Origin of the sequence: Stakelama sediminis (genome assembly GCF_014199335.1) — a bacterium.
Classification (GTDB): Bacteria; Pseudomonadota; Alphaproteobacteria; order Sphingomonadales; family Sphingomonadaceae; genus Sphingomonas; species Sphingomonas sediminis.
In genome coordinates this window covers 1-24,462 of sequence record NZ_JACIJI010000004.1, presented here as the reverse complement: position 1 = coordinate 24,462, position 24,462 = coordinate 1, and the positions used below count along the sequence as shown (strand labels likewise).

General features: G+C 62.6%; 21 protein-coding genes and 1 tRNA gene. 6 read left to right on the top strand and 16 right to left on the bottom strand.

What is annotated here, in order from left to right:
* The first annotated feature begins 292 nt into the window (after window positions 1-292).
* Window positions 293-2,083 (top strand): aminopeptidase P family protein, encoded by a 1,791-nt coding sequence (locus FHR23_RS11105; RefSeq protein ID WP_184003954.1) that lies wholly within the window; start codon window positions 293-295, stop codon window positions 2,081-2,083.
* Between the two features lie 20 nt (window positions 2,084-2,103).
* Here the strand turns inward: FHR23_RS11105 and FHR23_RS11100 are convergent, their stop codons facing one another.
* Entirely contained in the window at window positions 2,104-2,286 is a 183-nt protein-coding gene (locus FHR23_RS11100; protein ID WP_221227526.1) for a hypothetical protein, read from the bottom strand.
* Window positions 2,287-2,341: 55 nt separating this feature from the next.
* Here FHR23_RS11100 and FHR23_RS11095 point away from each other — a divergent pair.
* Window positions 2,342-2,416 (top strand) — tRNA-Thr (locus FHR23_RS11095).
* A gap of 342 nt (window positions 2,417-2,758) precedes the next feature.
* Here FHR23_RS11095 and FHR23_RS11090 read toward each other — a convergent pair.
* The 13 genes from FHR23_RS11090 to FHR23_RS11030 all read right to left on the bottom strand — a co-directional run bounded on the left by FHR23_RS11090 (window position 2,759) and on the right by FHR23_RS11030 (window position 14,855).
* The gene (locus FHR23_RS11090) at window positions 2,759-3,007 is read right to left on the bottom strand and encodes a helix-turn-helix transcriptional regulator (RefSeq protein WP_184003952.1); all 249 of its coding nucleotides are present in this window, start codon (window positions 3,005-3,007) and stop codon (window positions 2,759-2,761) included.
* The gene (locus tag FHR23_RS11085) at window positions 2,985-3,212 is read right to left on the bottom strand and encodes a DUF2274 domain-containing protein (RefSeq protein WP_184003950.1); all 228 of its coding nucleotides are present in this window, start codon (window positions 3,210-3,212) and stop codon (window positions 2,985-2,987) included. The genes FHR23_RS11090 and FHR23_RS11085 overlap by 23 nt, the downstream gene beginning before the upstream one ends.
* Before the next feature lies 1 nt (window position 3,213).
* Window positions 3,214-4,428: a TraB/TrbI/VirB10 family type IV secretion system protein gene (locus tag FHR23_RS11080; RefSeq protein WP_184003948.1), complete on the bottom strand. Its 1,215-nt coding sequence runs from the start codon at window positions 4,426-4,428 to the stop codon at window positions 3,214-3,216.
* On the bottom strand, window positions 4,425-5,336 hold the full coding sequence (gene trbG, locus FHR23_RS11075; protein WP_184003946.1) for a P-type conjugative transfer protein TrbG: 912 nt from the start codon (window positions 5,334-5,336) through the stop codon (window positions 4,425-4,427). Before trbG ends, FHR23_RS11080 begins: the two co-directional genes overlap by 4 nt.
* Entirely contained in the window at window positions 5,333-6,148 is an 816-nt protein-coding gene (trbF, locus tag FHR23_RS11070) for a conjugal transfer protein TrbF (RefSeq protein ID WP_184003944.1), read from the bottom strand. The genes trbG and trbF overlap by 4 nt, the downstream gene beginning before the upstream one ends.
* Before the next feature lies 1 nt (window position 6,149).
* The gene (gene trbL, locus FHR23_RS11065; RefSeq protein ID WP_184003942.1) at window positions 6,150-7,454 is read right to left on the bottom strand and encodes a P-type conjugative transfer protein TrbL; all 1,305 of its coding nucleotides are present in this window, start codon (window positions 7,452-7,454) and stop codon (window positions 6,150-6,152) included.
* 145 nt (window positions 7,455-7,599) lie between these two features.
* Window positions 7,600-8,358 (bottom strand): P-type conjugative transfer protein TrbJ, encoded by a 759-nt coding sequence (gene trbJ / locus FHR23_RS11060; protein WP_184003940.1) that lies wholly within the window; start codon window positions 8,356-8,358, stop codon window positions 7,600-7,602.
* Complete coding sequence (gene trbE / locus FHR23_RS11055) at window positions 8,355-10,820, bottom strand: conjugal transfer protein TrbE (RefSeq protein WP_184003938.1); 2,466 nt, start codon at window positions 10,818-10,820, stop codon at window positions 8,355-8,357. Before trbE ends, trbJ begins: the two co-directional genes overlap by 4 nt.
* On the bottom strand, window positions 10,814-11,086 hold the full coding sequence (locus FHR23_RS11050) for a VirB3 family type IV secretion system protein (protein ID WP_184003936.1): 273 nt from the start codon (window positions 11,084-11,086) through the stop codon (window positions 10,814-10,816). Before FHR23_RS11050 ends, trbE begins: the two co-directional genes overlap by 7 nt.
* Window positions 11,083-11,424: a TrbC/VirB2 family type IV secretion system protein gene (locus FHR23_RS11045; RefSeq protein WP_184003934.1), complete on the bottom strand. Its 342-nt coding sequence runs from the start codon at window positions 11,422-11,424 to the stop codon at window positions 11,083-11,085. The genes FHR23_RS11050 and FHR23_RS11045 overlap by 4 nt, the downstream gene beginning before the upstream one ends.
* Before the next feature lie 3 nt (window positions 11,425-11,427).
* Window positions 11,428-12,432: a P-type conjugative transfer ATPase TrbB gene (gene trbB, locus FHR23_RS11040; protein ID WP_184003932.1), complete on the bottom strand. Its 1,005-nt coding sequence runs from the start codon at window positions 12,430-12,432 to the stop codon at window positions 11,428-11,430.
* Window positions 12,429-12,833: a CopG family transcriptional regulator gene (locus FHR23_RS11035; protein WP_184003930.1), complete on the bottom strand. Its 405-nt coding sequence runs from the start codon at window positions 12,831-12,833 to the stop codon at window positions 12,429-12,431. Before FHR23_RS11035 ends, trbB begins: the two co-directional genes overlap by 4 nt.
* Before the next feature lie 3 nt (window positions 12,834-12,836).
* Entirely contained in the window at window positions 12,837-14,855 is a 2,019-nt protein-coding gene (locus tag FHR23_RS11030) for a conjugal transfer protein TraG (RefSeq protein WP_184003928.1), read from the bottom strand.
* Between the two features lie 1,644 nt (window positions 14,856-16,499).
* Here FHR23_RS11030 and FHR23_RS11025 point away from each other — a divergent pair.
* Together FHR23_RS11025 and FHR23_RS11020 are read left to right on the top strand one after the other, a co-directional pair.
* Window positions 16,500-17,864 carry a PIN domain-containing protein gene (locus FHR23_RS11025; RefSeq protein WP_184003926.1) on the top strand — a complete coding sequence of 455 codons (1,365 nt, stop codon included), beginning with the start codon at window positions 16,500-16,502 and terminating at the stop codon, window positions 17,862-17,864.
* A 274-nt stretch (window positions 17,865-18,138) separates the two neighbouring features.
* Window positions 18,139-20,562 (top strand): NACHT domain-containing protein, encoded by a 2,424-nt coding sequence (locus tag FHR23_RS11020; protein WP_184003924.1) that lies wholly within the window; start codon window positions 18,139-18,141, stop codon window positions 20,560-20,562.
* Window positions 20,563-20,803: 241 nt separating this feature from the next.
* On the opposite strand, the gene FHR23_RS11015 is transcribed toward FHR23_RS11020, so the two are convergent.
* On the bottom strand, window positions 20,804-21,436 hold the full coding sequence (locus tag FHR23_RS11015; RefSeq protein WP_184003922.1) for a tyrosine-type recombinase/integrase: 633 nt from the start codon (window positions 21,434-21,436) through the stop codon (window positions 20,804-20,806).
* A 115-nt stretch (window positions 21,437-21,551) separates the two neighbouring features.
* Here FHR23_RS11015 and FHR23_RS11010 point away from each other — a divergent pair, with 115 nt between their 5' ends.
* A complete protein-coding gene (locus FHR23_RS11010) occupies window positions 21,552-21,842 on the top strand; it encodes a type II toxin-antitoxin system RelE/ParE family toxin (RefSeq protein WP_184004387.1) in 291 nt (96 codons plus the stop codon).
* On the top strand, window positions 21,832-22,134 hold the full coding sequence (locus tag FHR23_RS11005; protein ID WP_184003920.1) for a HigA family addiction module antitoxin: 303 nt from the start codon (window positions 21,832-21,834) through the stop codon (window positions 22,132-22,134). Before FHR23_RS11010 ends, FHR23_RS11005 begins: the two co-directional genes overlap by 11 nt.
* Before the next feature lie 152 nt (window positions 22,135-22,286).
* Here FHR23_RS11005 and FHR23_RS11000 read toward each other — a convergent pair whose 3' ends face one another.
* Window positions 22,287-24,254 carry an AAA family ATPase gene (locus FHR23_RS11000; RefSeq protein ID WP_184003918.1) on the bottom strand — a complete coding sequence of 656 codons (1,968 nt, stop codon included), beginning with the start codon at window positions 24,252-24,254 and terminating at the stop codon, window positions 22,287-22,289.
* Window positions 24,255-24,462: the final 208 nt, after the last annotated feature.

The following is a 24,462-nucleotide window of genomic DNA, read 5'->3' as shown; positions in this document are numbered from 1 at the left end:
CCCGTACCGCTGTCACGATCGCGACCGCAGCCGTTCGAACCGTTCAGCGGATGTGCAGGGCAGGGTTCCGGCCACATCGACGACGGGAGGGCTGGCCGCGACGGGAAGCGCGAATGGCATCGGCGAAGCCCCCCTGTCCTACATGCGCCGTTTCTGGCACAAGACGCGCCATGATCGCGACGGCCTGCCCTCCCCTACTTTCACAACGCTGCCGCACCCCCCATGTGGGGAAGCATCTCAAGGGGGGACGTACCGTCAACTTCCTAAACTTTGCCAATTCGAAAGTGATCCGATGTCCAGCTATTCCGACCGCCTGAAAGCGCTGCGCGAACAATTGAAGGCCGACCGCCTCGACGGGTTCGTGGTGCCGCTGACCGATGAGCATATGAGCGAATATGTCGGCGAATATGCGCAACGTCTCGCCTGGCTGACCGGGTTTCAGGGGTCGGCGGGCAATGCCGTGGTTCTGCCGGAGGAAGCCGCGATCTTCACCGACGGCCGCTACACGCTTCAGGTGCGTGAACAGGTTGACGGCAAGGACTGGCAATATGTGCCGGTGCCGCAGGAAAGCATTTCCGGCTGGCTGTCCGAACACGCACCACAGGGGGGGCGCATCGGCTACGACCCCTGGCTCCACACCCGCGCATGGGTGAAGGAAGCGAAAAAGGCGCTGGCCGAACGCGGTGCCGATCTGGTGCCGGTGCCGCGTAATCCCATCGACGCGGTTTGGGCCGACCACCCTGCCCCTTCGCCTGCAAAACTGGAGGTACAGTCCGATATGGCGGCGGGCCGGTCGTCCGCCGACAAGCGCGCTGAAATTGCCGACTGGCTGGCGGAGCGCAAGGCCGATGCCGTGGTGCTGTCCGCACTCGATTCGATCGCATGGGCGTTCAACATTCGCGGCACCGATGTCGTCCACACACCGGTCGCGCTCAGCTATGCCATCGTCCATGCCGACGGCACCGCCGACCTGTTCGTCGCGCCGGAAAAAGTGACTGACGCCGTCGCACAGCATCTCGGTAACGCGGTGCGGGTGCAGGACCGCGCGACGTTCGGCGATGCGCTGACCCGGTTTGCGGGCAAGCGCGTTGCCGCCGATCCCGAACGCGCGGTCGCGGCGATTTTCGACGGGCTGGACGCGGGCGGTGCGAAGGTGCTGAGCGTGCGCGATCCCGTCGTGCTGGCAAAGGCGCTCAAGAACCCGGCCGAAATCGCCGGGCATCGCGCCGCCCAGTCCCGCGACGGGGCGGCGATCGTCCGTTTCCTGCGCTGGGTTTCCGAAACCGCGCCGAAAGGCGGGCTGACCGAACTCGATTGCGTCGCCAGACTGCTTGAATTCCGGCAGCAGACCGGCGTGCTGCGCGACACGTCCTTCGACACGATTTCCGCCGCGGGCGGCCATGGAGCCAGCCCGCATTACCGCGTCGATGAAGCCTCCAACGCCGAACTGAAGCCGGGCCAGCTTTATCTCGTCGATTCGGGCGGTCAGTATGAAGACGGCACCACCGACATCACCCGCGTCCTGCCCATCGGCGAACCGACGGCGGAAATGCGCGACCGCTTCACCCGCGTGCTGAAGGGGCATATCGCCATCGACACCGCGCTATGGCCCGAAGGCGTGACCGGCGGCCAGCTCGATTCCTTCGCACGCCGCCCGCTATGGGAAGTCGGCCTCGATTACGCCCATGGCACCGGCCATGGCGTCGGCGCCTATCTGTCGGTGCATGAAGGGCCGCAGCGTATCTCCACACCCAACTATCCGGGCAGCGGTGCGACCGAGCCGCTGCGCGCGGGCATGATCTGCTCGAACGAACCGGGTTATTACAAGGCGGGTGAATATGGCATCCGCATCGAAAATCTGGTGCTGATCGTCGAAAAGCCGGTCGAGGACCGCACCGTGCTGGGGTTCGAAACGCTGACCTTCGCGCCGATCGAGCGCGACCTGATCGAACCCGCCTTGCTGACGCCGGACGAACTGGCGTGGCTCAACGCCTATCATGCGCGGGTATTGGAAATGATCGGCCCGCAGCTTGATGGCGAGGACAAGGCGTGGCTGGAACGCAAATGCGCGCCCATCGGGTGATGCGGGTCGCGCGGCGCGCCCTACTCGCCGGAGGGCGCGTCCGGCTCTGAAGGGGCGCCGGGTTCGGGCGCGGGGGCCGGTTGTGCCCGCGCCTGCGCCTTGCGCTTGCGAAGATTGGCACGCAGCGCCTCGGCCAGCCGGGCCTGTTTGTCGTCCTTGTCGGTCATGAAAATCGCATAGACCAACACGCTTCGGGTTGACAATCGGACCTGTCCAAGCACATAGGCCCCCTCCGCCCGCAATAACGACGCTGGCAGTGCTGCCGTAGCTCAGTGGTAGAGCGCATCCTTGGTAAGGCTGAGGTCGTGAGTTCAATCCTCACCGGCAGCACCATTTTCCCCGCATAACGATAAATAGTGCCGCACACAGGCTTTCGCACAGCCATCGACATGGCGGCGATCCTGCCAATCGCCACCGGCAACACAGACGGGATTTTATACAGTGTGAAAATGGCGGAGAGGGTGGGATTCGAACTCAGTCGGTAAGTGATTGAATTTATACCGCTGGGCCCGTCAATCCTTTCCCAAGTGCCACACCGAATACCACGCGAGCTAAGTCGCAGATTTCCGCAAAAAACGACCGCTTTCGCTGTCAGTTCAACGGCAAGAGGATTCTAGTCGAGAAATCTTCCGAGATCAACTTAAGCTGTGTCGTCTAATCGGTTAGAGAAGAACGCTAAAACTTGCGCTTCTTTCCCTCAAACCCGTCCTTCACATCGGAGATCCAGGCCACAATCTCCTGTTCGCTCCAGCGCGACGCAAAGGGCGAAATCTTATACGGGCGCGGAAAGCGGCCCTCCTTGATCATCTGGTAGATCATGGATTTGCCGAGCCCCACGCGCCGACTGACTTCCTCCAGCTTGATCAGCCGCTCCGGCCTATCGGCAAAGTCAAGCGGGCGCTCATGCGGATTTGGGTCGGCCATGGCGTATTCGGGCAAATTCGCGGTCGCCTGCGAGGAAAGCCGCAAGCATATGAGGCACGAGCTCGACAACCGGTTCCTCCTGCCCGTAAACCGTGCGGTAGAACTCGGCGTATTCGTCGAGTGCGCGTTTGAGATCCGGCGTAATCGTTATCGAAAGCTTGACCGGCGTGCGGTCGGGCAGCTTGCTCAGCTTGATCCCGGCCATGTCAGTTCTTCCCGACTGGCGCGAACACCAAATCCTTGTGCACGACCAACCTGACCGGCGCCCCCGGCCTGATGGTAATCGTGGGCTGAATGCCGAGGCTTCGTCGGGTGATCTGGCCCCCTGCCCGAGAGACGGTATCCTGCGTTGACATGCGGATCGCCTGCACGAGGTCGCTTTGCCCGGACAGCGACAGCTCGGAGCCGACCCCGAGCAAGGTCGAGAGCACGACGCCCTTCAGCAACTGCCAGGTGTGGAAATCGACCTTGTCCTGGAGCCCGGTATAGCCCGAAGGATCGGTGGTTGGCACATTATCGATGCGCAGGGATGAACCATCCGGCATGACGATGCGCTGCCAGACAATGAGCGCGCGTTTCTGACCATATGCCACGACGCTGTCATAGCTGCCGATCAGCCGCGCACCCTGCGGTATCAGCAAAAAACGCCCCGTCGCGCTGTCATAGACATTCTCGGTGACCTGGGCGGTGACGAGGCCCGGCAGATCGGAACGCAAGCCGGTGATCAGACTCGCAGCAATCACGCTGCCGGCCGATAGCGTGTACGGCGACACCAGCGGTATCAGCGCGTGCGGGTTAATGTCGCCGCGCGGATCAAGTTTGCCGACGAATGCTTCCTTGCGCCCCTGCGCATTGGGATCGTTGGTTGGATCGAGCGCCAGCGCGGGTCTTTCCGGCTGGTCCGCAGCCGCCTGCACTGCGGCGACGGGCACCGCGTCGGCAGTGCTGGCGGCCTGCCGGCTCTGCACCAGCACACCGGATTCGCGCGCGGCCTTGCGTTCGGCAAGCTGACGCTCGCGCTCTGCCGTCCGGACCTGCTGAAGCTGCTGCGCCGCCGGATCGACAGGGGTCATCATTGCCTGTTGATTTTCCAGGATCGGCTTGCCGAGATCGCCGGGTAATGGCGGCCCGAGCTGTGGCACCTGGCCATAGTTGGCGGGAGCATTTGCAAGCGTATCACTGGCTGACCGCACATTGGGCTGCGACAGTTCCTGCTGCATGTCCGCGCGGTGGAACAGGCGCGGTTTTAACGCCATCCATGTCACCGCAACCAGACTCACCGAACCCAGTGCAGCGACCGCGATGATGACGCCGCGCTTGAACCGGATGGCACGTGGCGGCCGACTGCGGATTGCCAGGGTTTCGGGATCGAGTTTGACAGGCTGGGCCGGCACGGGACCATCTGATGCTTCGTCGCTCATGCCCCCCTCCGCCGTTTGCGCGTATCGCCAGTCCGGCTTATCCGCACCACGTCCTGATGCTTGAGCCCGAGGCGCAGTTCGGCGGTGTCGAATATCCGGTCGACGACGTAGTAGCGGCCTTGCAGCCGGTAATTCACCAACTGCGCGTTCCCCTTTGAATCGACGAGGAACAGCGGCGGCGCCTCCCCTTCCCCCAAGCTTGGCGGAAACTCGATGAAGGTCTGCCGCCCGTCATCGAAGGCGCGCAGCGGCCGCCATGCCGGCTTGTCGCCGGAGATGACATAGCCGAAGTGCAACTGCTCGGGCCTTAATCCCGATGCGACCGGCTGCGCCGCGCGCGCTGCCTCGGCCGCGACCCTCAAGGCGATCAGCTCGTCATGCGGATAGCTCCAGGATAGCGCCGACATGGCGGTATGCCCTGTGCTGGTGAGCGTCAGATGATAGGTGCGCCGATCGGTGGTGATGACGAGATTGGTCGAAAGCCCGGCGGTGAACGGCTTCACCAACACATGGGTGCGCTTCGCCTTCCCGCTGCCGCTTCCTCCCGACGTCGTATCGCCGATCACCCATCGCACCGTGTCGCCGGCGGCTACGGCAACGAGCTCCTCACCGGGTTGAAGCGCGATGTCGGTTACTTGCCCCGGAGCGGTGAACACCTGGTAAATCGCGCCTTCGTTGAAGGGATAGAATTCCACGCCGCCAAGATAGCCGCCGGTCAAAGGCTCCATCGTCGCGGCGTGGTTGGCGGCACGCACGCGCTGTTCGGCAGGCGATGGCGGACGAGTGCGGTGGGTCGTGGCTTTGGGCGCCGGCGCAACGATAGGTTCGCTCGGCATGGCAGACGCGGTCTGGGCGAGGACAGGGGTGGCGATCACAAGCGCCGCCGCTGACAGGACTATGGATTTCATGGCTGGGTCTCCGGATTGGTGGTGCCGAGGCCAGGATCGGGTGGCGATCCGGCCGGGATGTTCGCCGGTGGCGGCAAGGCTGACCGCGACGGTTCGAGGGCTGGCGTCGTGGCTGGCGGCGAACCTTCCGGTTCGATCTCGCGGCTCCAGTCGATCGCATCGACATAGATACCGAGCGGGTTCTTCCTGAGCGTGTCGGCGCTCCTGGGCGGCGCCATCACGATGGTAAGGATCGCCGTCCAGTGCGAGGTGCCTGTTACGCTGCCGCGTTCGTAGGCGGTTTCGACCCATTTGATCTGGAACGATGTGTCGGACGCGCGCACCACGCTCGTCACCTGCACCGAAGTCGTGCGCTCTCCGACGTGACCGAACGGGTCGGATTGCCTTGCATAATCGCCAAGGAATAGCGCGCCACGCTTGGTGGCGAAGTCGTAGGCCGAGAGCCAGTTGGCCCGCATGAGCACCGGATCGAGCGAGACCGAGCGCACATCCTCGATGAATTTGGAAAGGAACCACGCGATCTGCGGATCGGTTGGGTGATAAGTTTTGTCGGCGGGTTGGACGGCGCGAGCCTCGCCGAGCTTATCGACCTCCACCACATAGGGAACGATCCGGCTCTGCAGCGACTGCCAGAGCAGGCCGCCCGACAAGGCGGTGGTGAGCCCCAGGCAGCCAAAGGCCATCAGCCGCCAGTTTTTCGCCTGCACCCGAGCCGAACCGATGCGCTCGTCCCAGAGCTGGTTCGCGCGCTGATAGGGCGTTTCCGGTTCGGGTGTGCGTCCATAGCGCTGCACCGCTCGTTTGAAGAGCATATCAGTCGTCCCTTTGCTTGATGTCTGGCGTGGCGCCATGACCGCCGCTTGTCCCCGATTGGATTACGTGCATGGCGGTCTGACGGTGGTGGCGAGATGTCTGCTGGGCCTTCATCGCGCGCGCCCATCCGGGCATCGATGACGGAGCGCTTTCGGCGGTTCCTACATCGGAGCCGGTTCGCCCGGCCATGGCGTTGAACGCGGCCTGGCGGCCCGACCCGGCGGCCTCACCAAGACCCAGTGTGGCGGACAGGCGCGCCCGCGCGGCACTGCCTGCAGCGCTCGCCATGCCGCGAATGCCGGCACCGACGCTGGCCGAACCGGCCCCTTGCTGGCCGAGGGTGTATGCGGTCGACGCCGCCGATCCCATCGACGTGCCTGCACGTACCGCGCCGAGACCAGCGGCGGCAAGACCGCGCGCAGCGCCAACTGCGCCGGCTCCGCCCATATACATGATGCCGCCGGCGCCGAGCACGGTGCCGAACGCCGAGCCGGCGCCTAGCTGCGGCGCGCCGGCGACGAGACCGGAAGCGATACCGGGGCCGAATATGCCGAGTCCGAACAGGGCAAGGCTTGCGAGCACCAGGCTCATCGCCTGATTGATGTCGGGCTGCTGGCCCTGCAGCGCGGTCGCGAACTGGTTGAAATAGTTCGAGCCGATCCCGACGATGACCGCGAGGACCATGACCTTGATGCCCGAGGAGACCACATTGCCCAGCACCCGTTCGGCAAGGAAACTCGTCCGGTTCCACAGGGCGAACGGCACGAGGATGAAGCCGGCCAATGAGGTCAGCTTGAACTCGAGGATCGTGACAAACATCTGCACCGCGAGGATGAAGAAGGCGAGGATGACAATGATCCAGGCGACGAGCAGCACAATGATGGTCAGGAAGTTATCGAAAAGGCTTGTAAAACCGAGATACTGATTGACCTGCTGAAGCAGTGGCCAGGCGGCGGAGAAGCCGGTCCCGGCGAGCCGACCCGGTTTCAGCAAGTCTGCTGCGGTAATAGTCCCGCCGCCCGCAGCAAGCCCGGCCTGTGCGAACGAGCGGAAGATGATGTCGCTGAGGGTCGAGAAGCTGTTCAGGATGAACGCGAAGGCCCCGATATAGAGGATCTTGCGGATCAGGCGTCCGAGCACATTGTCCTCGCCGCCCAAGGCCCAGAACAAGCCGGCCAATGTGATGTCGAGCGCGATCAGCGTGCGCGACAAAAAGCTGACGTCGCCGCCCAGGAGGCCAAACCCACTGTCGATGTAGGTGATGAAGGCCTGCATGAATTGATCGATGATGTTGAGATTGTCCACGTCGCGTCAGCTTTCGGATGTCGGAGAGATGGTCCGCGAGACCCGCCGCCCTGAACTTGGGAGGTGAGAATCAGGGTAAGCGAGCCCCGCGGTGACGGCACGGGCGACAAGCGGGGGTGTTATCGCCAGCACCGCCGATCGGGTGTCAGTTCGGCGTGTATGCGTGGCCCGAACCGAGGAATTTCGTCGCCGCCCCTCGCGCGTCGCGGCGCGACTGGTTGCGGTTGGCGCGTTCGATCGCATCGGCGCGATATTGCGCTGCCATCAGTGTCTGGATCTGGAACTGCTGCTTGGCCACGAGCGCGAGGAGCTGGTTGGTTGCCTGGCCGACCTGCAACGCACCCTCGGCGCCCTGGCTACGCTGGACGATACCGTTCAATGCAGCTTCGTCGGCGGCAATGTTCTCGACCACCTGGGCCTGCACGGTCATGGTTTGCTTATAGGCCGCCATCGACATGTCGAGCCGACCCCGCGCATCGATCACATGTTGATCGTTGGTCAGCGCCGCGTCAAAGGCCATTGGATATTGCGCCCGGAATTGCTGGTCTAGACCCGCGACCCGAAAGCGGATGGCCTGCGCCTGTCCCATCAGCACATCGATTTGCTGGATGGTCTGCCTGAGCTGTTGAAGCTCGGGGAAACTGATCGTGGTCAGGTTCTTCGCCTGATTGATCAGGCTCTGCGCCTGGTTCTGTAGCATTCGCATCTGGTTGTTGATCTGCTGGAGCGATCGCGCGGCAGTGAGCAGGTTCTGAGTGTAATTCGTGGGATCGAATACCGTCCATTGTGCGTGGGCCGGCTCGCTCGTCACGACGAGGCCAATTTCCGCCGATCCAACGGTGGCAAACCCAAGCGCGCTCGCGATCACGTATTTCTTGAAGGGCATCTTTCTGGTCATGGTCATTCTCCGGGGGCTGGAGGTTGGGGATCGATGGAGTGGGAAGTGCCGGGAAAGGTGCAGAGCAGATCGGCGGCCCAGGCAAGATCGGCGGAGCGCAGAAACTCGGCGGCGAAGCCGACCGACCCATACTCGGCAAGGATCGCATCGATCCGCTTCTGGCTGGCGGGATCGGACGCACCGGTGAGCGTCAGCGCGATCGGCCCAAGGCCCAGTTCGAACAGCCGGTTGCCGCGCGCCGACTGCAGATAATAGTGGCGCTTCGGCGTCGCCCGGCTGACCAGTTCGATCTGGCGATAGTTGAGACCGAAACGGGTATAGGCTTCGCGCGACTGCGGCTCGATCGCCCGATCGTTGGGAAGCAGGATACGCTGCGGGCAGCTCTCGATGATGGCGGGCGCGATAGTGCTGTCGGCGATATCCGCCAAGCTTTGTGTCGCGAACAGGACCGCGACGTTCTTCTTACGCAGCGTCTTCAGCCACTCGCGGATGCGTGCGGCGAACAGCGGATGGTCGAGGAAGATCCATGCTTCGTCGAGCACCAGTAATGTCGGGCGGCCGTCGAACCGTTCTTCCAGCCGATGGAACAGATAGGTCAGCACCGGCGCGACGACGCTCGCCTGCCCCAGCAGCGCCTCGGTCTCAAAGCATTGGACGTCGGCGAAGGCGAATCCGCTCTCGACCGCGTCGAGCAGCGCACCGTGCGGCCCGTCGAGCGTGTAGGGCTGGATCGCGGTTCTGAGCGCATTGGATTGCAACAACAGCGAAAGGCCGGTCATGGTCCGCTCCTGGGGCGGCGCGGAGGCGAGGTTGGTGAGTGCTGACCAGACGGCGTCCTTCACTTCCGGGGTGACGGCGACTTTTTCGGCTTCGAGCATCGCAGCAATCCATTCCGCCGCCCAGCCACGTTCGGTCGCATCATCGATCCGCAGCAGGGGCTGGAAGGCGAGCGCGTCGCCGTCGACATCACCGGAACCCAGCGCATGATGCGCGCCGCCCATGGCCAATACCGCGGCACGTGCGGAGAGGCCCTTGTCGAAGATAGTGACCTGGGCACCGGCGTAACGTCTGAACTGGAGCGCAATCAGCGCAAGCAGCACCGATTTGCCCGCGCCGGTCGGGCCGACCACCATCATATGCCCGACATCGCCGACATGGGTCGAAAGCCGGAAGGGGGTCGAGCCGGCGGTCTGCGCGGTGAGCAACGGTGGGCCGTCCAAATGTGCGTTGCGCGCCGGTCCCGCCCAGACTGCCGACAGCGGCATCAGGTGCGCGAGATTCAGCGTATGAACGATGGGCTGGCGAACATTGGCGTAGGCATGGCCAGGGAGTGAGGACAGCCAGGCCTCGATCGCATTGACGCCTTCGCGGATGGTGACGAAGCCCAGGCCGCCGACGATCCGCTCGATGGCCCGAATCTTGTCCTCGACCCGGGCGCGGTCGGTGTCCGATACGGTGATCGTGGTGGTCAGATAGCCGAAGGCGACATGATCGCCGCCCAATGCCTGAAGCGCGAGATCGGCATCGGCGACCTTGTTGTCAGCATCGCTGTCGAGCAATTGCGCTGGCTGATTGTACATTACTTCGCGCAGCAGCGCGGTGATCGACTTGCGCTTGTTGAACCATTGCCGCCGCAGCCTGGTCAGCAGCTTGGTGGCGTCCGCCTTGTCGAGCGCGATGAAGCGGGTCGCCCAGCGATAGGGAAAATCGGCCTCATTGAGCGCATCGAGAATCCCCGGCCGGCTCATATTGGGAAAGCCGGTGACGGTGAGTGTGCGCAGATGCTGGTCGCCCAGCCTGGGTTCGAGACCGCCGGTGAGCGGGGTGTCGGCCAGCAAGCCATCGAGATAGATCGGCGTCTCGGGCACTGCGACAGGATGACGGCGGTTCGAGATCGCGGCGTGCAGATAGGTCAGCGTCTCTGCTGAATTAAGCGCGCGCACCTCGGGCATGAAGGCGGAGAACAGGTCGAGTGCGCGGGTGGTCTCGGCGATGAAATTGGCGAGGCTCCCACGCCAGTCACGGCCCTGCTTCGCTTCGGGCCGATCGACCAGCGAACGCCCGGCGGCATCGGCGCCGTCGGCGGCGGGCAGCCAGGTGAGCGTCAGATGATAGCGGCTTTCATAATGGATGCCTTCGGCCTCGAACCGGGCGCGGCGTTCCTGATCGACCAGCCAACTCGCCGGATCGGGGAACTGGCTGGCGGGATAGCCCAGCGCCTCGCGCCGTTCTGCCTCGAAATGGAGCGCCCACCCGGTGCCGAAGCGCATCAGGACGTTGTTTGCGCGCGCACAGGCCGCGACCAGTTCGGCTTCGGTCGCGGATTCGAGATCAGGGCCACGGAATGCAAACGTCCGCTGGAAGCTGCCGTCCTTGTTGAGGACGACGCCTTCGGCAACCAGCGCCGCCCAGGGCAGATGATCGGCGAGCCGGTCTGCGCTTTGGCGATATTCTCGCAAGTTCAGCATGAAAGGTAGCTCCGCTGGCGCAGGTGACGGGCGAGAACAGGCGCGAAGGCGGGGTCGCGCCGCGCCGCGAAGACCGCAACACTGTGTCCGACGGCCCAGACGACGATGCCGGCGATCCATTGCTGCAAGCCCAGGCCGATCGCGGCGGCGAGCGTGCCGTTGATGATGGCAAGACCGCGTGGCGCGCCGCCCAATAGGATCGGCGCCCCGAGGCTCCCGTGAATGGGAACCTCGAAGCCTTCAATATGTTGACTGCTCCCGCTCATGCGATCAGCGCTCCACCGCCGAACGAGAAGAACGACAGGAAAAAGCTCGATGCGGCGAACGCGATCGACAGGCCGAAAATGATCTGGATCAGCCGCCGAAAGCCGCCCGCGGTCTCGCCGAAGGCCAGCGTCAGCCCGGTGATAATGATGATGATCACCGCGATGATCTTGGCGACCGGCCCTTCAACCGAGGATAGTACCTGCTGGAGCGGCTGCTCCCACGGCATGCCGGTGCCGGCGGCATAGGCCCGGCTCGATAACATCAGTCCGAAGCCAATGACGGCGCCGGCGAGAAAAGTGGAACGGCGTGACGGGATTTTCAAGGCAAGCGAACGCATGTGTCAGTCTCCTTCGGGATGGGCGTGAGGGGTGATGTCGATGAGGCCGTAACCGCCGTCCGGATCGAGGCCGGCGACGCGCGCGATGGTCTCGACGCGGCGGGCAAGGCCGCGACCGGCGATGAACACGACGAGGTCGATGGCATCGGCGATCAGCACCCGCGGCACGCTGACCACCGCTTCGGCCACGAGCTGTTCGATCCGGTAGAGCGCCGACAGCGCCGAATTGGCGTGGACCGTCGCAATCCCGCCGGGATGGCCGGTATTCCAGGCCTTGAGCATGTCGAGCGCTTCGGGACCGCGGACTTCGCCGACGATGATGCGATCGGGCCGCAGGCGCAGCGTCGATCGCACTAGATCGGCCATCGTCACGCCGGCGCTCCTGTCGGCCGTATTCGGGCGCGTGCGCAGCGCCACCACATCTGGCGCAGCGCATTGCAGTTCGCGCGTGTCCTCGATCAGGATCACGCGCTCGTCCAGCCCAGCCATTTCGGTGAGCAAAGCGTTCGCCAGCGTGGTCTTGCCCGACGAGGTGCCGCCCACCACGAGAATGTTACGGCGTTCGACTATTGCTTGAGCAAGAAGGCGCGCGGCTTCGGCCGACATGATGCCGTCGGCCACATAATCGAGCAGCGTGTAGATGCGTGCCGCCGGCTTCCTGATCGAGAAGCAGGGCGCCAGGGCAACCGGAGGCAATATTCCTTCGAACCGCTCGCCTGCACTATCTCCGTGCGGCGGCAGTTCGGCCGAGACGATCGGACGGTCGCTATGAACTTCGCTGCGGGCATGACTGGCGACGAGGCGGATAATCCGCTCGACCTGCGCGGGATCGATACGGACCTTGGTATCGACGCGGCCCTCACCCAATATATCGACGCGCAGCGCGCCATCGGGGTTGACCATCACTTCGATCACTTTGGGGTCCGACAGCGCCACCGCGATTGCCGACCCCATCGCCGAGCGCAGCATTACGCGTCGGCGTTCTGCGGAGATCGCCGAACCGCTCATCGGGCATCACCACCGGCATCGGCTGCAGCGAGGGTCCGCTTGCCCCCCGCGATCTGGCGGCCGAGTTGGGCAATGAAGCGCTCGAAGCGTTCATTTCCCACCGCGCGCGCGGCGCTGTCCGCTTCGGGAAGCGGCGCGGTGACGGTGAGCTGGTAACGCACGAACAGCGACAGCGCTTCGAGTACCACCTCGATGTCGCGCCGGCATCCACCGACCTCGCGCGAAATACGGTCGAGCCGGGGCTTCAGGAGATCGTCGACCTCCTTGGTCGCGCGCCGCGCCAGCCATTGGCCGAGCGCCTCGTTGACGATACGCGACTTGTTGCCGCCCGGACGCAGCGCCAGCGCGTCGAGCGCGTCGCTCAAACTCTGGTCGATGTAGAGATTCTGCCGGACCTTCATCGCCTACATGCCCGGCAGAAGGTCGCGGTCACGGCCCTGATTCATCGCATCGGCGCGCGTGAGTGCCGTGCGCACGCAGTCCATGGCATTTTTGTCGGCGGCACCGTCGATGTCGTCCCGATCGAGATCGGGAAGATCGAGCTGCCTGGGCGGTTCCTGAATTGAAGCCGGCTGTTCGATCCCAGGATGGCGCTCCTGCTGAAGCCCACCGTCTTCGGCCTCAGCTGAATTGTCCTCGGATCGGCCAAGCCGCGCATCGGGAAGCCGGGCAAGCCGGCCCCAGTCGTTGCTGCGTGGGCCAGGCGCATCGGTATATCGACTCGTCGACAAAGCCGGCGGCGGCATTACCCGCGCGGTGAAGGTGCGGTCTTCATAGTAGCGCAGCTTCTGAGCGCGGATTGGGGCAAGCCCTGCGACCATCACCAGCTCATCCGTCGCGGGGAGCTGCATGACCTCGCCCAGGGTCAGCAGCGGGCGTGCGGTCTCCTGCCGGCTGACCATGACATGCGCGAGCCAGGGCGCGAGCCGATGCCCGGCATAGTTGCGCATCGCGCGCTGTTCGGTCGCCTGCCCGAGCGAGTCGGAAATCCGCCGCGCGGTACGTTCGTCGTTGGTCGCAAAGGCCACGCGCACATGGCAATTGTCGAGGATTGAATTATGCTCGCCATAGGCCTTCTCGATCTGATTGAGGCTCTGGGCGATGAGGAAGGCGCGCACACCATAGCCGGCCATGAAGGCAAGACTGGTCTCGAAGAAATCGAGGCGCCCGAGCGCCGGGAACTCGTCGAGCATCATCAAGAGCTGGTGCTTGCGGGCGTAGACGGTGCCGGTATCGAGCTTTTCGGTGAGACGCCGGCCGATCTGGTTGAGGATCAGGCGGATAAGCGGCTTGGTCCGGCTGATGTCCGATGGCGGTACGACCAGATAGAGCGAGACCGGCTGTTTGGCTTGCGTAAGATCGGCAATCCGCCAGTCGCAGCGTGAGGTGATTTCGGCAACGGTGGGATCGCGATACAATCCCAAGAACGACATCGCGGTCGAGAGCACGCCCGAGCGTTCGTTCTCGCTTTTGTTGAGCACTTCGCGCGCGGCCGATGCGACGACCGGATGGACCTGCGGCGCCTCGCGCGTGCCCAGATGATTGGTGGTCATCATCCGCCTGAGCGTCGCCGAGAACGGGCGCTGTGGATCGGACAGGAAGGTGGCCACCCGCGCGAGGGTCTTTTCTTCCTCGGCATAGAGCACGTGGAGGATCGCGCCGACCAGCAGCGAGTGGCTGGTCTTTTCCCAATGGTTGCGCCGTTCGAGCGCGCCTTCCGGGTCGACCAGGATGTCGGCGATGTTCTGGACGTCGCGCACTTCATATTCGCCGCGGCGCACTTCGAGCAGCGGATTGTAGCGGGCGGATGCCGTGTCGGTCGGATTGAACAGCAGGCAGTGCGAGAAGCGCGAACGAAAGCCCGCGGTCAGGTGCCAGTTCTCGCCCTTTATATCGTGGATGACCGCCGAGCCGGTCCAGCCCAACAATGTCGGAACCACGAGGCCGACACCCTTGCCCGAACGCGTCGGCGCGAAGGCCATGACATGATCGGGGCCGTCATGGCGGAGATAGTGCCCGCCGAGTTGTCCAAGGAAGACGCCCGCATCGCGGTGAAGACCAGCTCGTTCGACCTCACGCGCGGTTGCCCATCGCGCGGACCCGTAGGTGGTGACGTTGCGTGACTGCCGGGCGCGCCACAATGATCCGGCGATGGCTGCGCCACATCCGACAAAGCCGCTGGCACCCGCGATCGCGCCGGCCCGGTCGAAGACGTGCGGCGCATAGGCGTCGAAATGATACCACCACGGGAAAATCGACCAGGGGTGATAGACCGGCCAGTGACCAACAACGAACCACGGGGCGCCCAGCTCGGGCTGCCAGGCCAGCTTCCAAGCCGCCCATTCGGTCGCGAACCATAGCCCTGCGACGACGATCGCAAAAACGATGATGATCTGGCCGATCAGCAGCCTGGTGGGGGTCATGCTCTTGCTCCGGAAAGGATGGATTGTCCCTGCCGGATAAGAATCACACTGTTTTAGGTCAGAGCGTTAGAGCCTCGCTGCCGACTCTCGCCCACTCACGACCGACATTTTGGATACGACAATTCGTCCTTTGTCGAGTTGTATGGAACGTCAGCAATTTTGCGCGGGCCGAATCGCAGATGTCAGCACCCGCCGACAAACTCTTCGGAATAGGGGCCTAGCCAGCCCGTTGAGAGCGGCCCTCCGTTCATGCCGAACTCCAGCACCAAACCAGTCAGCGAATTCGGTGCGGTCCACTCGCCCGCACCGTCCCGCCTCATTGCGCCACAGCCCAATCTTCGCCTGGCGAGGGCTGGCACCACATGACAGTGGGAGACTGCTGTTGATCCTGTCCGTTAAAAGTTGTGACCGTGACGTTGCGGCAAGTTCTATCAGCGTAGCGCTGCGCAGCGCTCACCAGAACATAACCCGATTGATCATCCGTCGACCATCGCTTCGTTTTGCCTGCGTCCAGAGCTCGCTCGATCGATCGGTGCTGGACATCAGCGATCTGGTAAGTGCCGCTGCTGGTGGCCGCTGTCGAATTGGATGATGACGGAGCGGCCGACAGTGAGGCACCCTCGGGCGGTAATGATTGGCCATCGACTTGACTGATCTGGTTACTGTCGTCTGCCCCAGCGCTCTCAACGACTACGGGCGCTTGCACGTTTCCTGGTGAGGCCTTGGCAATGGTTGTAGGAAAGGTGTTGCTCGAAATTGCTGCCGTGGCAGGTCCCGAAGCTCGGTTTGCCAACACCCACCCAGCCGCGGCCACACCCGCAGCGACGACCGCGACCCAAAACAGAAATCGACGCAATTGAGCGCGCTTGCGCGAGCTATAACAGTCTGGGCAAATCATTGCCGAGTGATAGCGATAGGTCGACGATGAACCTCCGCCAGAACCGTGGCGCCCATCCACTCCTGTGTAAGAACGATGATGATGGCTGCTGGAAACCAGCTGGCGCTGTGTCTCACGCCGAAATTCATAGGCAGGAAGGATTACACCGCAGTACTCGCACTCTCGATCAGCATACTCAGCCATCGCGCTTGCCCCTCCCGCTGCAACCGCCGGCATAATCGGTGTTTCTCCACGAAGATCAAGCGATTGATGGTTATTACCATTTGCGATGACGGAGCCAATGAAAGCCAGCGAGAAGGTCGCTATGGATTTTCACACTCGGCTTTGGATGACAACGCGTGGTTCAGACTGGTTTCGACCGAACGGCATTGGCCGCCTTTTTCCTTTCCCCTCAAGCGGCAGGCTTAGGTGATGACGCTGGGGTTCGTCCTATTGCTGCTGGCGACAGCCTTGTTCACAATCTTGAACTGGCTTGGATTACCCGGTTTGGGCTCTGCGTCGGAATGCTCACAGATCGGCAGCTCGGGCGCTTAACCGTGATCCTGTCAAAGACCGCCAACAAACATGCTATTGAGAGAGGCGGTCGTCTTCACCAAAACCTGCCGCTCGTTCAGCTCCCGATTTGGCAGGTTCGACCGTCACTCTTTTTGGCTCGATCGCGAGCGATTGTTTCTGATGAGCATCGATAGCGGCAACAGCGTTTTGTCCGGCTTGTCTGCATCTGCGCGAAGCGCCACAAGGGCAAGATGACGGATACTCGGTTGGCGCTGTTCTTGGATACGAATTGCTTTCTCCAGCTCAGGGATTTCGAACAGATTGCGTGGCGCGAGCTGTTCCCCGAAGCAAAGCAAATTGCCTTGTTTGTCTGTAGCGCAGTGATCAGCGAATTGGACAAGCACAAGACTTCGACCAATCAGAGGCGACGTAATCGGGCTCGTAAAGCGCTCCGCTTAATCGAAGCAGCGGCGGATGCTTCCGAGATGACGTTGCCAATCAGAACCGAGAACCCAAACGTAGAGTTGGCGATCTGGCGCGGTCGACCAGTTTGGTCGGATTTCCCCAGTCTCGATGAGCGCAATCCGGACGACTATCTCGTAGTTGCTGCGGCGACCGATCCGCACGGCACCGTGCTTTCGCATGACACAGGGCCTCGTATCCGCGCGCGCATGGTTGGCGTTCGGGCGGCCTGTCCGCCCGATGCCTGGTTACTGCCGGTGGAGCAAACCGACGACCAGCGTAAAATTGGTCAGCTCACCCGGGAATTGGAGGCGGCCCACAATGCGCGGCCGCGGCTTGAAGTACTTCTACCTAACGACGATCCCGTGACTATGACAGTCGTCTCGGTCCCCTATCTTGGCCCTTCTGCGATCCGCGATCTAGTTGCCCGAACCTTAGCGCAGTTCCCAATGAAGCACGTTCAAGCGACCAACTATTCCGACCGGTACTCGGTGCTGAGCGATCGATTCGCAATCGGACAAACGCGCATTGACGCATATCATGACGAGTACGAGCAATTCCAATCGGCGGTGCGTACCTATTATACGACGCTTCACGAGAAGGTAAGCGATCATGCGCTCGCACAATTCGCGCCTGGCATCATACAGAATGTTGGCAGCGTGTCGGCAAAAAACCTGACGATCGTCATCGTGGCGGAAGGAGCGATCGAGATAATGGCCGACCGCAATGATGCAGAACTGCGCCTTGGCAGCATCTCATTACCGAAGCCACCAGAGCCCCCACGAGCAAGAACGTTCTACGATGCGAGGCAAGTGATCCGGCCACCCAAGCCGAGGGATCCAATGCGCTTCTACTGGCGCGAACGCCCCCAAACCATCGGATCCACCCAATCGAGCCTTGAATGTGCGGACTTTCGCCCAGGATGCGAATATAATGTCGGTGTTCTTATCTATGCGGGCGGCGATTTGCCTTCGTCCGGTACGCTCTCCATAAGCGCGAGCGCTGAGCATCACGAGACGGTTACCGCCAAGCGTATGTTTACTTTCAGGCGCGATACTGCCGGATGGCTGGATCCGCTCGTCCAATCGCTATTGCCGGACCCTGTGCGCATTGCCTTTGCCGAAATCGATGCAGCGCAACTTCCCGACTGGTGACTGCGCTGTCGCGCGGCAGCGCACTCGTAAGCGTAAAGGCCTGAGTTGATCGAGGGGCAGACGCAAGCACGAGATGGAGTAGGCTTGGCGGCACGCGCCGGCATAGCCGCCGTTCGCATTTATAAAATGCCTTGTCGATAGCGGCCGTACATTCATTGCCCGCGATCGGCCTTATCGGACAGTTTCCGTATGCACCGAAGTCATCTATGGGTTACCGACGGATGTCGTCCCGTGGCCCTATCCCCCCTGCAGATGTTCTGGTAGTGTTCCGGCCATGGCAACGTTCGACCTCGAGAATCCCAAACCCTTGTCTGGCGACGCCTTGCGGGACGAAGCAGCGAATCTCCTCTCTGTCCGCTACGGGCGCCCCGTTCGCGAGGAGATCGTGCTCGGCAAGAAGGTCGACCTCCATTTCGTCAAGAGCGAGTTCGGGAAGACCACCCGGATTTTCGTCGAAGCCAAGGACTATGCCAAGCCGCTCAGCCGCAAGCAGGTCAACGAGATCTGGACCGATTATAGCGGGCTGATTGATCGCCACCAGCCAGCTTTCCTGTTGCTCGTGACGCGCCACGGCCTGGCGCCAGCAGCCCAGACTTATGTGAGCACCGAACAGTCGGCGCTGCGTCACCAGACCATCTGGGAACTCGAAAATGAGACGCTCGGCCTCACCGAGTATATCCGCAGCCTGACCAGCCTCTTCGACGACGATGGGCTCAGCAGGTACTATATCGAAAGCGTGGGAAGGCGAATCGCCTATGACGATGCCCATGCCCGCTCGCAGGATTCCGAAAGCATCCGGCTTTTCGATGCGCTGCAGGAATGGATCGCCAGCCCGGACCAACGACCCGTCGCGGTCCTTGGAGGCTATGGCGCCGGCAAAACCAGCCTGGCGCGGAGGTTGGTCGCCGCGCAGGCCCGCGCCGCGCTCGCCGATCCGCTCGCCCGTCGCCCAGTTCTGATCCGGCTCGGCGAGCTGTCGCGTTACGCCAGCATCGAAGGGCTGTTGGGCGGGATGTTCACCTTCGACTTCCCCGTCGACGGCTTCAATGTCCGGCGCTTCCTCGACCTAAACGCTAAGGGACGCCTGCTGATCGTGCTCGACGGCTTCGATGAGATGAAGCACGCTATGAGCTGGGCCGACTTTCGCCACCAGATCAGCGATCTCAACCGCTTCACCGGAGGCGCAGCCAAGGTTATCCTGCTTGGCCGCCCGAGCGCGTTCACGTCGACCGAAGAGCATTTTCACGTGCTGCGCGGCCTAAAGAAGTGGGACGGTGGATATCGGCGCTTGCCGGACTGGCCCGACTTCGTCGAATTCGAGTTGTGCGAGTTCACGCGCCAAGAGCGCTCCGCCTTCGTCGCCGGCTATCTGACCCATCGCGCCAGCCTCGGGCCGCAGACCGATGTCGGTAACGGCAGCTGGGTCCGAGGTCGGGTCCAGGAAGTCGACCGCTTGGCCGATGCCGATCCCGACCTGTTCAGTAAGCCGGTCCATGCCAAGATCCTGGTGGACATGGCCGCCGACCCGCACGTCAATCTCAGCCGCTTCGCCGATGGCATCACGCGATGGGGACTTTACGAGGTTTTCTTCCAGTCTCTGGTCGAGCGCGAGACGGGGAAGACCGCACGGCGACCGATCGCGGAGGCCGCACGACTGGAATTCCTGCGCGAAGTCGCCTTCTGGCTCTGGACCGAGCGGGGCGGCGCAACGTCCTTCGCGGCGGCCGACCTGCCGGATCGCCTGTTGGAGAGCCTTCCCCAAGGCGACGCCGCGGACATCGACGCGCTCAAGCGCGAATATCTCACCGGCTCATTTCTCGAGAAAAAATCGGGCGACATCTACTATTTCGGTCATAGGTCCTTTGCAGAATATCTTGTTGCCGAGCGCATGCTGGCGAAGACGCCTTCGCCGTCCGATCAATCAACCTATTCCTCACTAGTTCGGGACGGCGTTTTAACCTTCCTTAAGGAAGCACCCGATCGTGAGCGCTTTCGCGCCTGGCTCGAGACGATCTCGAGTCCGCAAGGCGACATCAACGTCGAGTATTTCGTCTTCCTCGGCTACGCGTTGGGCGGTCGCGACGAGCTAGCCAATGCCTTGGTTGATACATCGATCTGGCAGCCTGTCCTCGACGTGTTCGAGCCCGACATGACGCTTAACGGCCATGCGCCGCATCGCATTCTCGCCGCCATGCAAACAGAGAACAACAATCTGTTTTTCCTGCTGCTCTCGCTGCTGCTCTATCAGGCGCCGCGCCTAAATGGCCGACAGGTCGATTATGTCTCCATGATCGCGGCGGCGCTTCTCGACCGGGTGTTCATCCGCGCTACGATTGATGAAACCTCCCGCAAGGCCTCTGTCGAGGCCGATGGCAACGATGCTCGACAGCTGGCGCAGATCGTCGTTCCGGAGATCGAATCCGGCCTCGCCGATCGACAGCTTGTCTTCCGTGGTGACGCGCTGCTCCGCGAAAAGACGGAGAAGCTACGTCAAGTCGGGGTAGACCTTACCTTCCACCCGCCCGCTCAGGTTCTCGGACTGCCGCAGGAGGCGCGCCTCTCATGGTCGACTGTGCTGGGCCACATGAGCCGCCAAGGTCGGGACGCCGCCACGCGCTATTTCCGCGTCGCCCACAGCATGAGTGGCGTCTTTACCCGCAATGTGAAGCCACCATCGCGCGCTGTGCGAAGGGCATAGGCGATGCGCTTCCTTGGCCCCGTCGTCGAACTTCTCATCCATCGCTGCGGCATCGAAGCCGCAGCAGCGCGGCCATGGGATTTTCTCGCTTATGGAAGCGCCGATAGGAACCTTAAGCGGGCGACCTCGGAAACCGCCAACAAAGCGGTCCTTTATTGGATCAGAACAGCCCGCCAATACCTGCCGGTCGTTCATCAGGCCAAACCGGCTTCCCGGCGACCTCGGGAAGCCGGAACCAGTGTCAAATTTCCGTCCGTTCGGACAGTGTCAGGGCATCATCCACGTCGACGCCTAGGTAACGGACCGTGTTCTCAATGTTCGTATGACCCAGCAGGATCTGAACGGCCCGAAGATTGCCTGTGGCTTTGTAGATCAGCGCTGCCTTGGTCCGTCGCATCGAGTGCGTGCCATACTCCCGCTTGTCGAGGCCAATCGTTGAAACCCACTCGTCGACAAGACGCGCATACTGCCGTGTGCTCAAATGGCCGAGATAATCGATCCTGCTTGGGAATACGAAGTCGCGAATCGTGCCGCCGCGCCGATCGAGCCATGTCGTCAGGCTCTTGCGTGCTTCCGTCATGATCTCAAACTGTACGGGCCGATCGGTTTTTTGTTGGATGACGGTCGCGCGATCCCGAAATGACCCCGCGCTCATCAGGTCACCGATCCTGATTTTGACCAGATCGCAGCCTCGCAATTTGCTGTCGATGGCGAGATCGAACAGGGCCCGGTCGCGCAAACGTTTGTGTTCGTCGAGATAGAAACGGATCGCCCAGATATCGCGAGGCTTCAGCGGGCGCTTCGGCCCAACTTTTTTCCCTGCGTTCCAGGGGCTCCGATCATGAATGGCGGGGTCGAGGTCTGAATGTCCCATGATAATTCTCCGATGGCCGGGATGGCCAGCGCGAGTGTAGGATTCATGCTTCACGCCTTCCGACATGCGTCGCGCGACACTTGACAATTCCGCGACGCTGCGTTACATCCGAACGATGGAAATAGAGAGCATCAGGCACAAAGGCCTGCGCCGCTTCTTTGAGACGGGCAACGCCAAAGGCCTGGTTGGAGATGCGGGGCGGCTGCGCAAGATGCTCGCTTTCATCGACGCTGCGGAAAGCTTCGAGGAGCTGTCAGTGCCTCCGAACTTCGGATTGCATGAGCTGACAGGCGATCGGAAGGGGAACTGGTCGATGACGGTTACGAGAAACTGGCGGATGACCTTCGGTTTGAATGATGAAGGCGCGCTGATCGATATGGATCTGGAGGATTATCATGGCGCTTAAGATGCACCCCTCAATCGCCGTCCATGTTGGCGATTGGCTGAAGACGGAAATCGTGGAGCCCGCGCAGGTCAGCGTGACGGCGCTGGCGGAGCATTTCGGCGTATCGAGGCAGGCGCTGAGTACGTTGCTCAATGGTAATGCGAAGCTATCTGCTGATATGGCTATTCGGTTTGAGAAGGCTTTCGGCATCAAAGCCGACACGCTGCTGCGGATGCAAACATCCTATGAGCTGGCCCAGGCCCGCGAGCACGAGGCTGACATCAAGGTAAGCAAATTTGCCAAGGCGGCATAGCGTCGTCGCCCCCAACATAGCAGACGATCCAAGGCGCCCGTGAGCCCTTCGAACGCTGCCTTCCATTCATTGGAATGTCGGCGCCCCAATCGACTGGGGCTGGACCATTGGCGAACTCGCAGGTCCGAGAAGTCGGCACAGTATAGCCGCCGTCAGAATCCAATGCGCGTGCCGCATTCCGGCTTTGCCGCGCTTTCGCATTCCAGACGCTCGACGATGTCGAGGGACGAACGTGCGGGTAAATGCCGCAATTGTCGCGCGACAACCGAGAAGTCTCCAGGCGTCAGGTTGGTGAGGCTGTCCAGTGCCCTCGGCGCCTCGCTGCCAAAGAAACGCTTGAACGCGAGCGCCGCACGGGCCTGCCCCAATGGCCGCAGCCGCAGCTTGAACACGAACCGCCTCAGGGTCGCCGGATCGAGTTTGCCGGGATGGTTCGTCGCCGCGATCACCGGCAGCGGATGCCGATCAAGCCATGTCAGCATCTCGTTCACTTGGGTGACTTCCCACGTCGCCCTGGCAGTGGTGCGATCGAACAGGATCGAGTCGACCTCATCGAAAAGTAATACGCCACCGCGGATGCGCGCCTCTCGAAAGGCATCGGCGATGCGGGCTTCGGTCTCGCCAACCCATTTAGACAACAGGTCCGAGGCCCGTTTCACGATCAAAGGGCGGTCGAGAGAGCGCGCGCAATGGTGCGCGAATGCCGTCTTGCCGGTGCCGGGTGCTCCGGTAAGCAACAGCGAGACGTCGGCCTGCGCACTGTCCCGCATGGCCGCGAGTAACGGCGCGAGCGGGATATCGGTCTCGAACAGATCAATGTCGAGCGCATCAGGACCGTCGATCGGCAACTCGCCATCGCGCAGCGCTCGAACCAGCGACTCCGCCGGCTGAATGCTTGCCGCGTTGAGGCCGGCCAAGCGCGACGCCCGCGCGGTGACCCGCAACACCGTCGCCGTTTCCGGCGCCCGGTCGATGAGGTGAACGAGATCGGCGCTCGTCTCGACGCTTTCGTCGAGCGCGATGCGATCGAGCATACGGAGCGCCGCGCTGCGCGGCGGCAGGCCGAGCTTCAGGACGAAGCTCATCCGCCGCAGGATGGCGTCGTCGACATTGCCGATCGCGTTGGTCGTCCAGATCACCGGCACCGGATTGGTCTCGAGCATCCGGTTGACGAACACCTTGCTGCCCTCGCGCTTGGCGAACCAGTCGCCATCGCCGGGCCGCGCGCCGCCGATAAGGTCTTCCATCTCGTCGAACAGCAATGCCGCACCGCCACGCGGGCCGAGTACACGCTGCGCCAGACCCAGCGCGCTCACCCGTTCCCAGCGAGTGGGCTCCTCGCCGTCATCGTCGGCTTCGCCGATCGCGTGCAGGTCGATGCCGGCCGCGGCTGCGATAGTGCGGGCGAATTCGGTCTTGCCGGTGCCGGGCGGGCCATGGACGAGGATGTTGATTCCCGCAGCCCGCTCGCGAGCTGCCCCGGCTAATAGCCGCACCAGAAAATCGGCATCATCGATATGCGCGAAGTCGTCGAGCGCCAGCGACGCCGGTTGCCGTACGCCGACCAGCGTGTCGATCATGGCGGTCCCAGCGGCAGGCGCGCGATCGAGCAGCCGTTCGAGCGCCCAGCGCACGTCGACCGTGACCTCGCCCTGACGATTGGCCACAAACCCGACCAGACCGAGCCGCAGCACGGTGCTGCACCGGACACGACGTTCTGCGTCATGCGGGTCGGCACCGGACAGTTCGCCGAGCAAGCCGGGCAGATCGTGGCCATGGCGGCCCGCCACAGCGGCAAGCGCCGCGACACGCGGCAGGCGATCGCACGCGATCATGATCGTCAGCAGCGCGGCATCGAATGCATCGAGCGCAAGAAGCGCGACAAGTTCCTCGGCGAGCAGCAGGACGTGCGGGCGTGGCTCATCATTGGCTGGCGTCTGCTCGACGCCGGCCAATAATTGATCCCAGGCCAGTTCGGCGGGATCTTGTGGTCCCATACCGAACAGCCAGCCGACATGCGGCTGCGCCCATTCGACAGCCGCCTTGGCAAGCGGCGCGGACGCGGGAATGCCGCGGCCGATGCGGCGCAACATGCGCCGCGTGATACTAAATTCGTTCATGGTCGTCCCACTGGGCCGAGCGCACGCCCAGTCAGCGTACAGCATCGGCATCAATTCGATGATGTCAGATTGATCGAGGTGCGACAGCGGCGGTCCCCGCCCTGCCGCCGCGCCGTGGGACGCTTAGGAAAAGGGCTGGAAACCGACGGGCTGAGCGCCCCGATAGGCGGTTAGGTCCAGCAATTCATGTCTCCGTTTGTCGCCGCTA

Coding starts and splice junctions, on each gene's coding strand:
- FHR23_RS11090 (WP_184003952.1), bottom strand. CDS start 3,007: ATGGCCGACCCAAATCCGCATGAGCGCCCGCTTGACTTTGCCGATAGG.
- FHR23_RS11015 (WP_184003922.1), bottom strand. CDS start 21,436: ATGGGACATTCAGACCTCGACCCCGCCATTCATGATCGGAGCCCCTGG.
- trbE (WP_184003938.1), bottom strand. CDS start 10,820: ATGCTGAACTTGCGAGAATATCGCCAAAGCGCAGACCGGCTCGCCGAT.
- FHR23_RS11025 (WP_184003926.1), top strand. CDS start 16,500: ATGACGGATACTCGGTTGGCGCTGTTCTTGGATACGAATTGCTTTCTC.
- FHR23_RS11005 (WP_184003920.1), top strand. CDS start 21,832: ATGGCGCTTAAGATGCACCCCTCAATCGCCGTCCATGTTGGCGATTGG.
- trbF (WP_184003944.1), bottom strand. CDS start 6,148: ATGCTCTTCAAACGAGCGGTGCAGCGCTATGGACGCACACCCGAACCG.
- FHR23_RS11080 (WP_184003948.1), bottom strand. CDS start 4,428: ATGAGCGACGAAGCATCAGATGGTCCCGTGCCGGCCCAGCCTGTCAAA.
- FHR23_RS11020 (WP_184003924.1), top strand. CDS start 18,139: ATGGCAACGTTCGACCTCGAGAATCCCAAACCCTTGTCTGGCGACGCC.
- trbJ (WP_184003940.1), bottom strand. CDS start 8,358: ATGACCATGACCAGAAAGATGCCCTTCAAGAAATACGTGATCGCGAGC.
- FHR23_RS11035 (WP_184003930.1), bottom strand. CDS start 12,833: ATGAAGGTCCGGCAGAATCTCTACATCGACCAGAGTTTGAGCGACGCG.
- FHR23_RS11105 (WP_184003954.1), top strand. CDS start 293: ATGTCCAGCTATTCCGACCGCCTGAAAGCGCTGCGCGAACAATTGAAG.
- FHR23_RS11000 (WP_184003918.1), bottom strand. CDS start 24,254: ATGAACGAATTTAGTATCACGCGGCGCATGTTGCGCCGCATCGGCCGC.
- FHR23_RS11085 (WP_184003950.1), bottom strand. CDS start 3,212: ATGGCCGGGATCAAGCTGAGCAAGCTGCCCGACCGCACGCCGGTCAAG.
- trbG (WP_184003946.1), bottom strand. CDS start 5,336: ATGAAATCCATAGTCCTGTCAGCGGCGGCGCTTGTGATCGCCACCCCT.
- FHR23_RS11045 (WP_184003934.1), bottom strand. CDS start 11,424: ATGCGTTCGCTTGCCTTGAAAATCCCGTCACGCCGTTCCACTTTTCTC.
- trbB (WP_184003932.1), bottom strand. CDS start 12,432: ATGAGCGGTTCGGCGATCTCCGCAGAACGCCGACGCGTAATGCTGCGC.
- FHR23_RS11010 (WP_184004387.1), top strand. CDS start 21,552: ATGGAAATAGAGAGCATCAGGCACAAAGGCCTGCGCCGCTTCTTTGAG.
- FHR23_RS11050 (WP_184003936.1), bottom strand. CDS start 11,086: ATGAGCGGGAGCAGTCAACATATTGAAGGCTTCGAGGTTCCCATTCAC.
- FHR23_RS11030 (WP_184003928.1), bottom strand. CDS start 14,855: ATGACCCCCACCAGGCTGCTGATCGGCCAGATCATCATCGTTTTTGCG.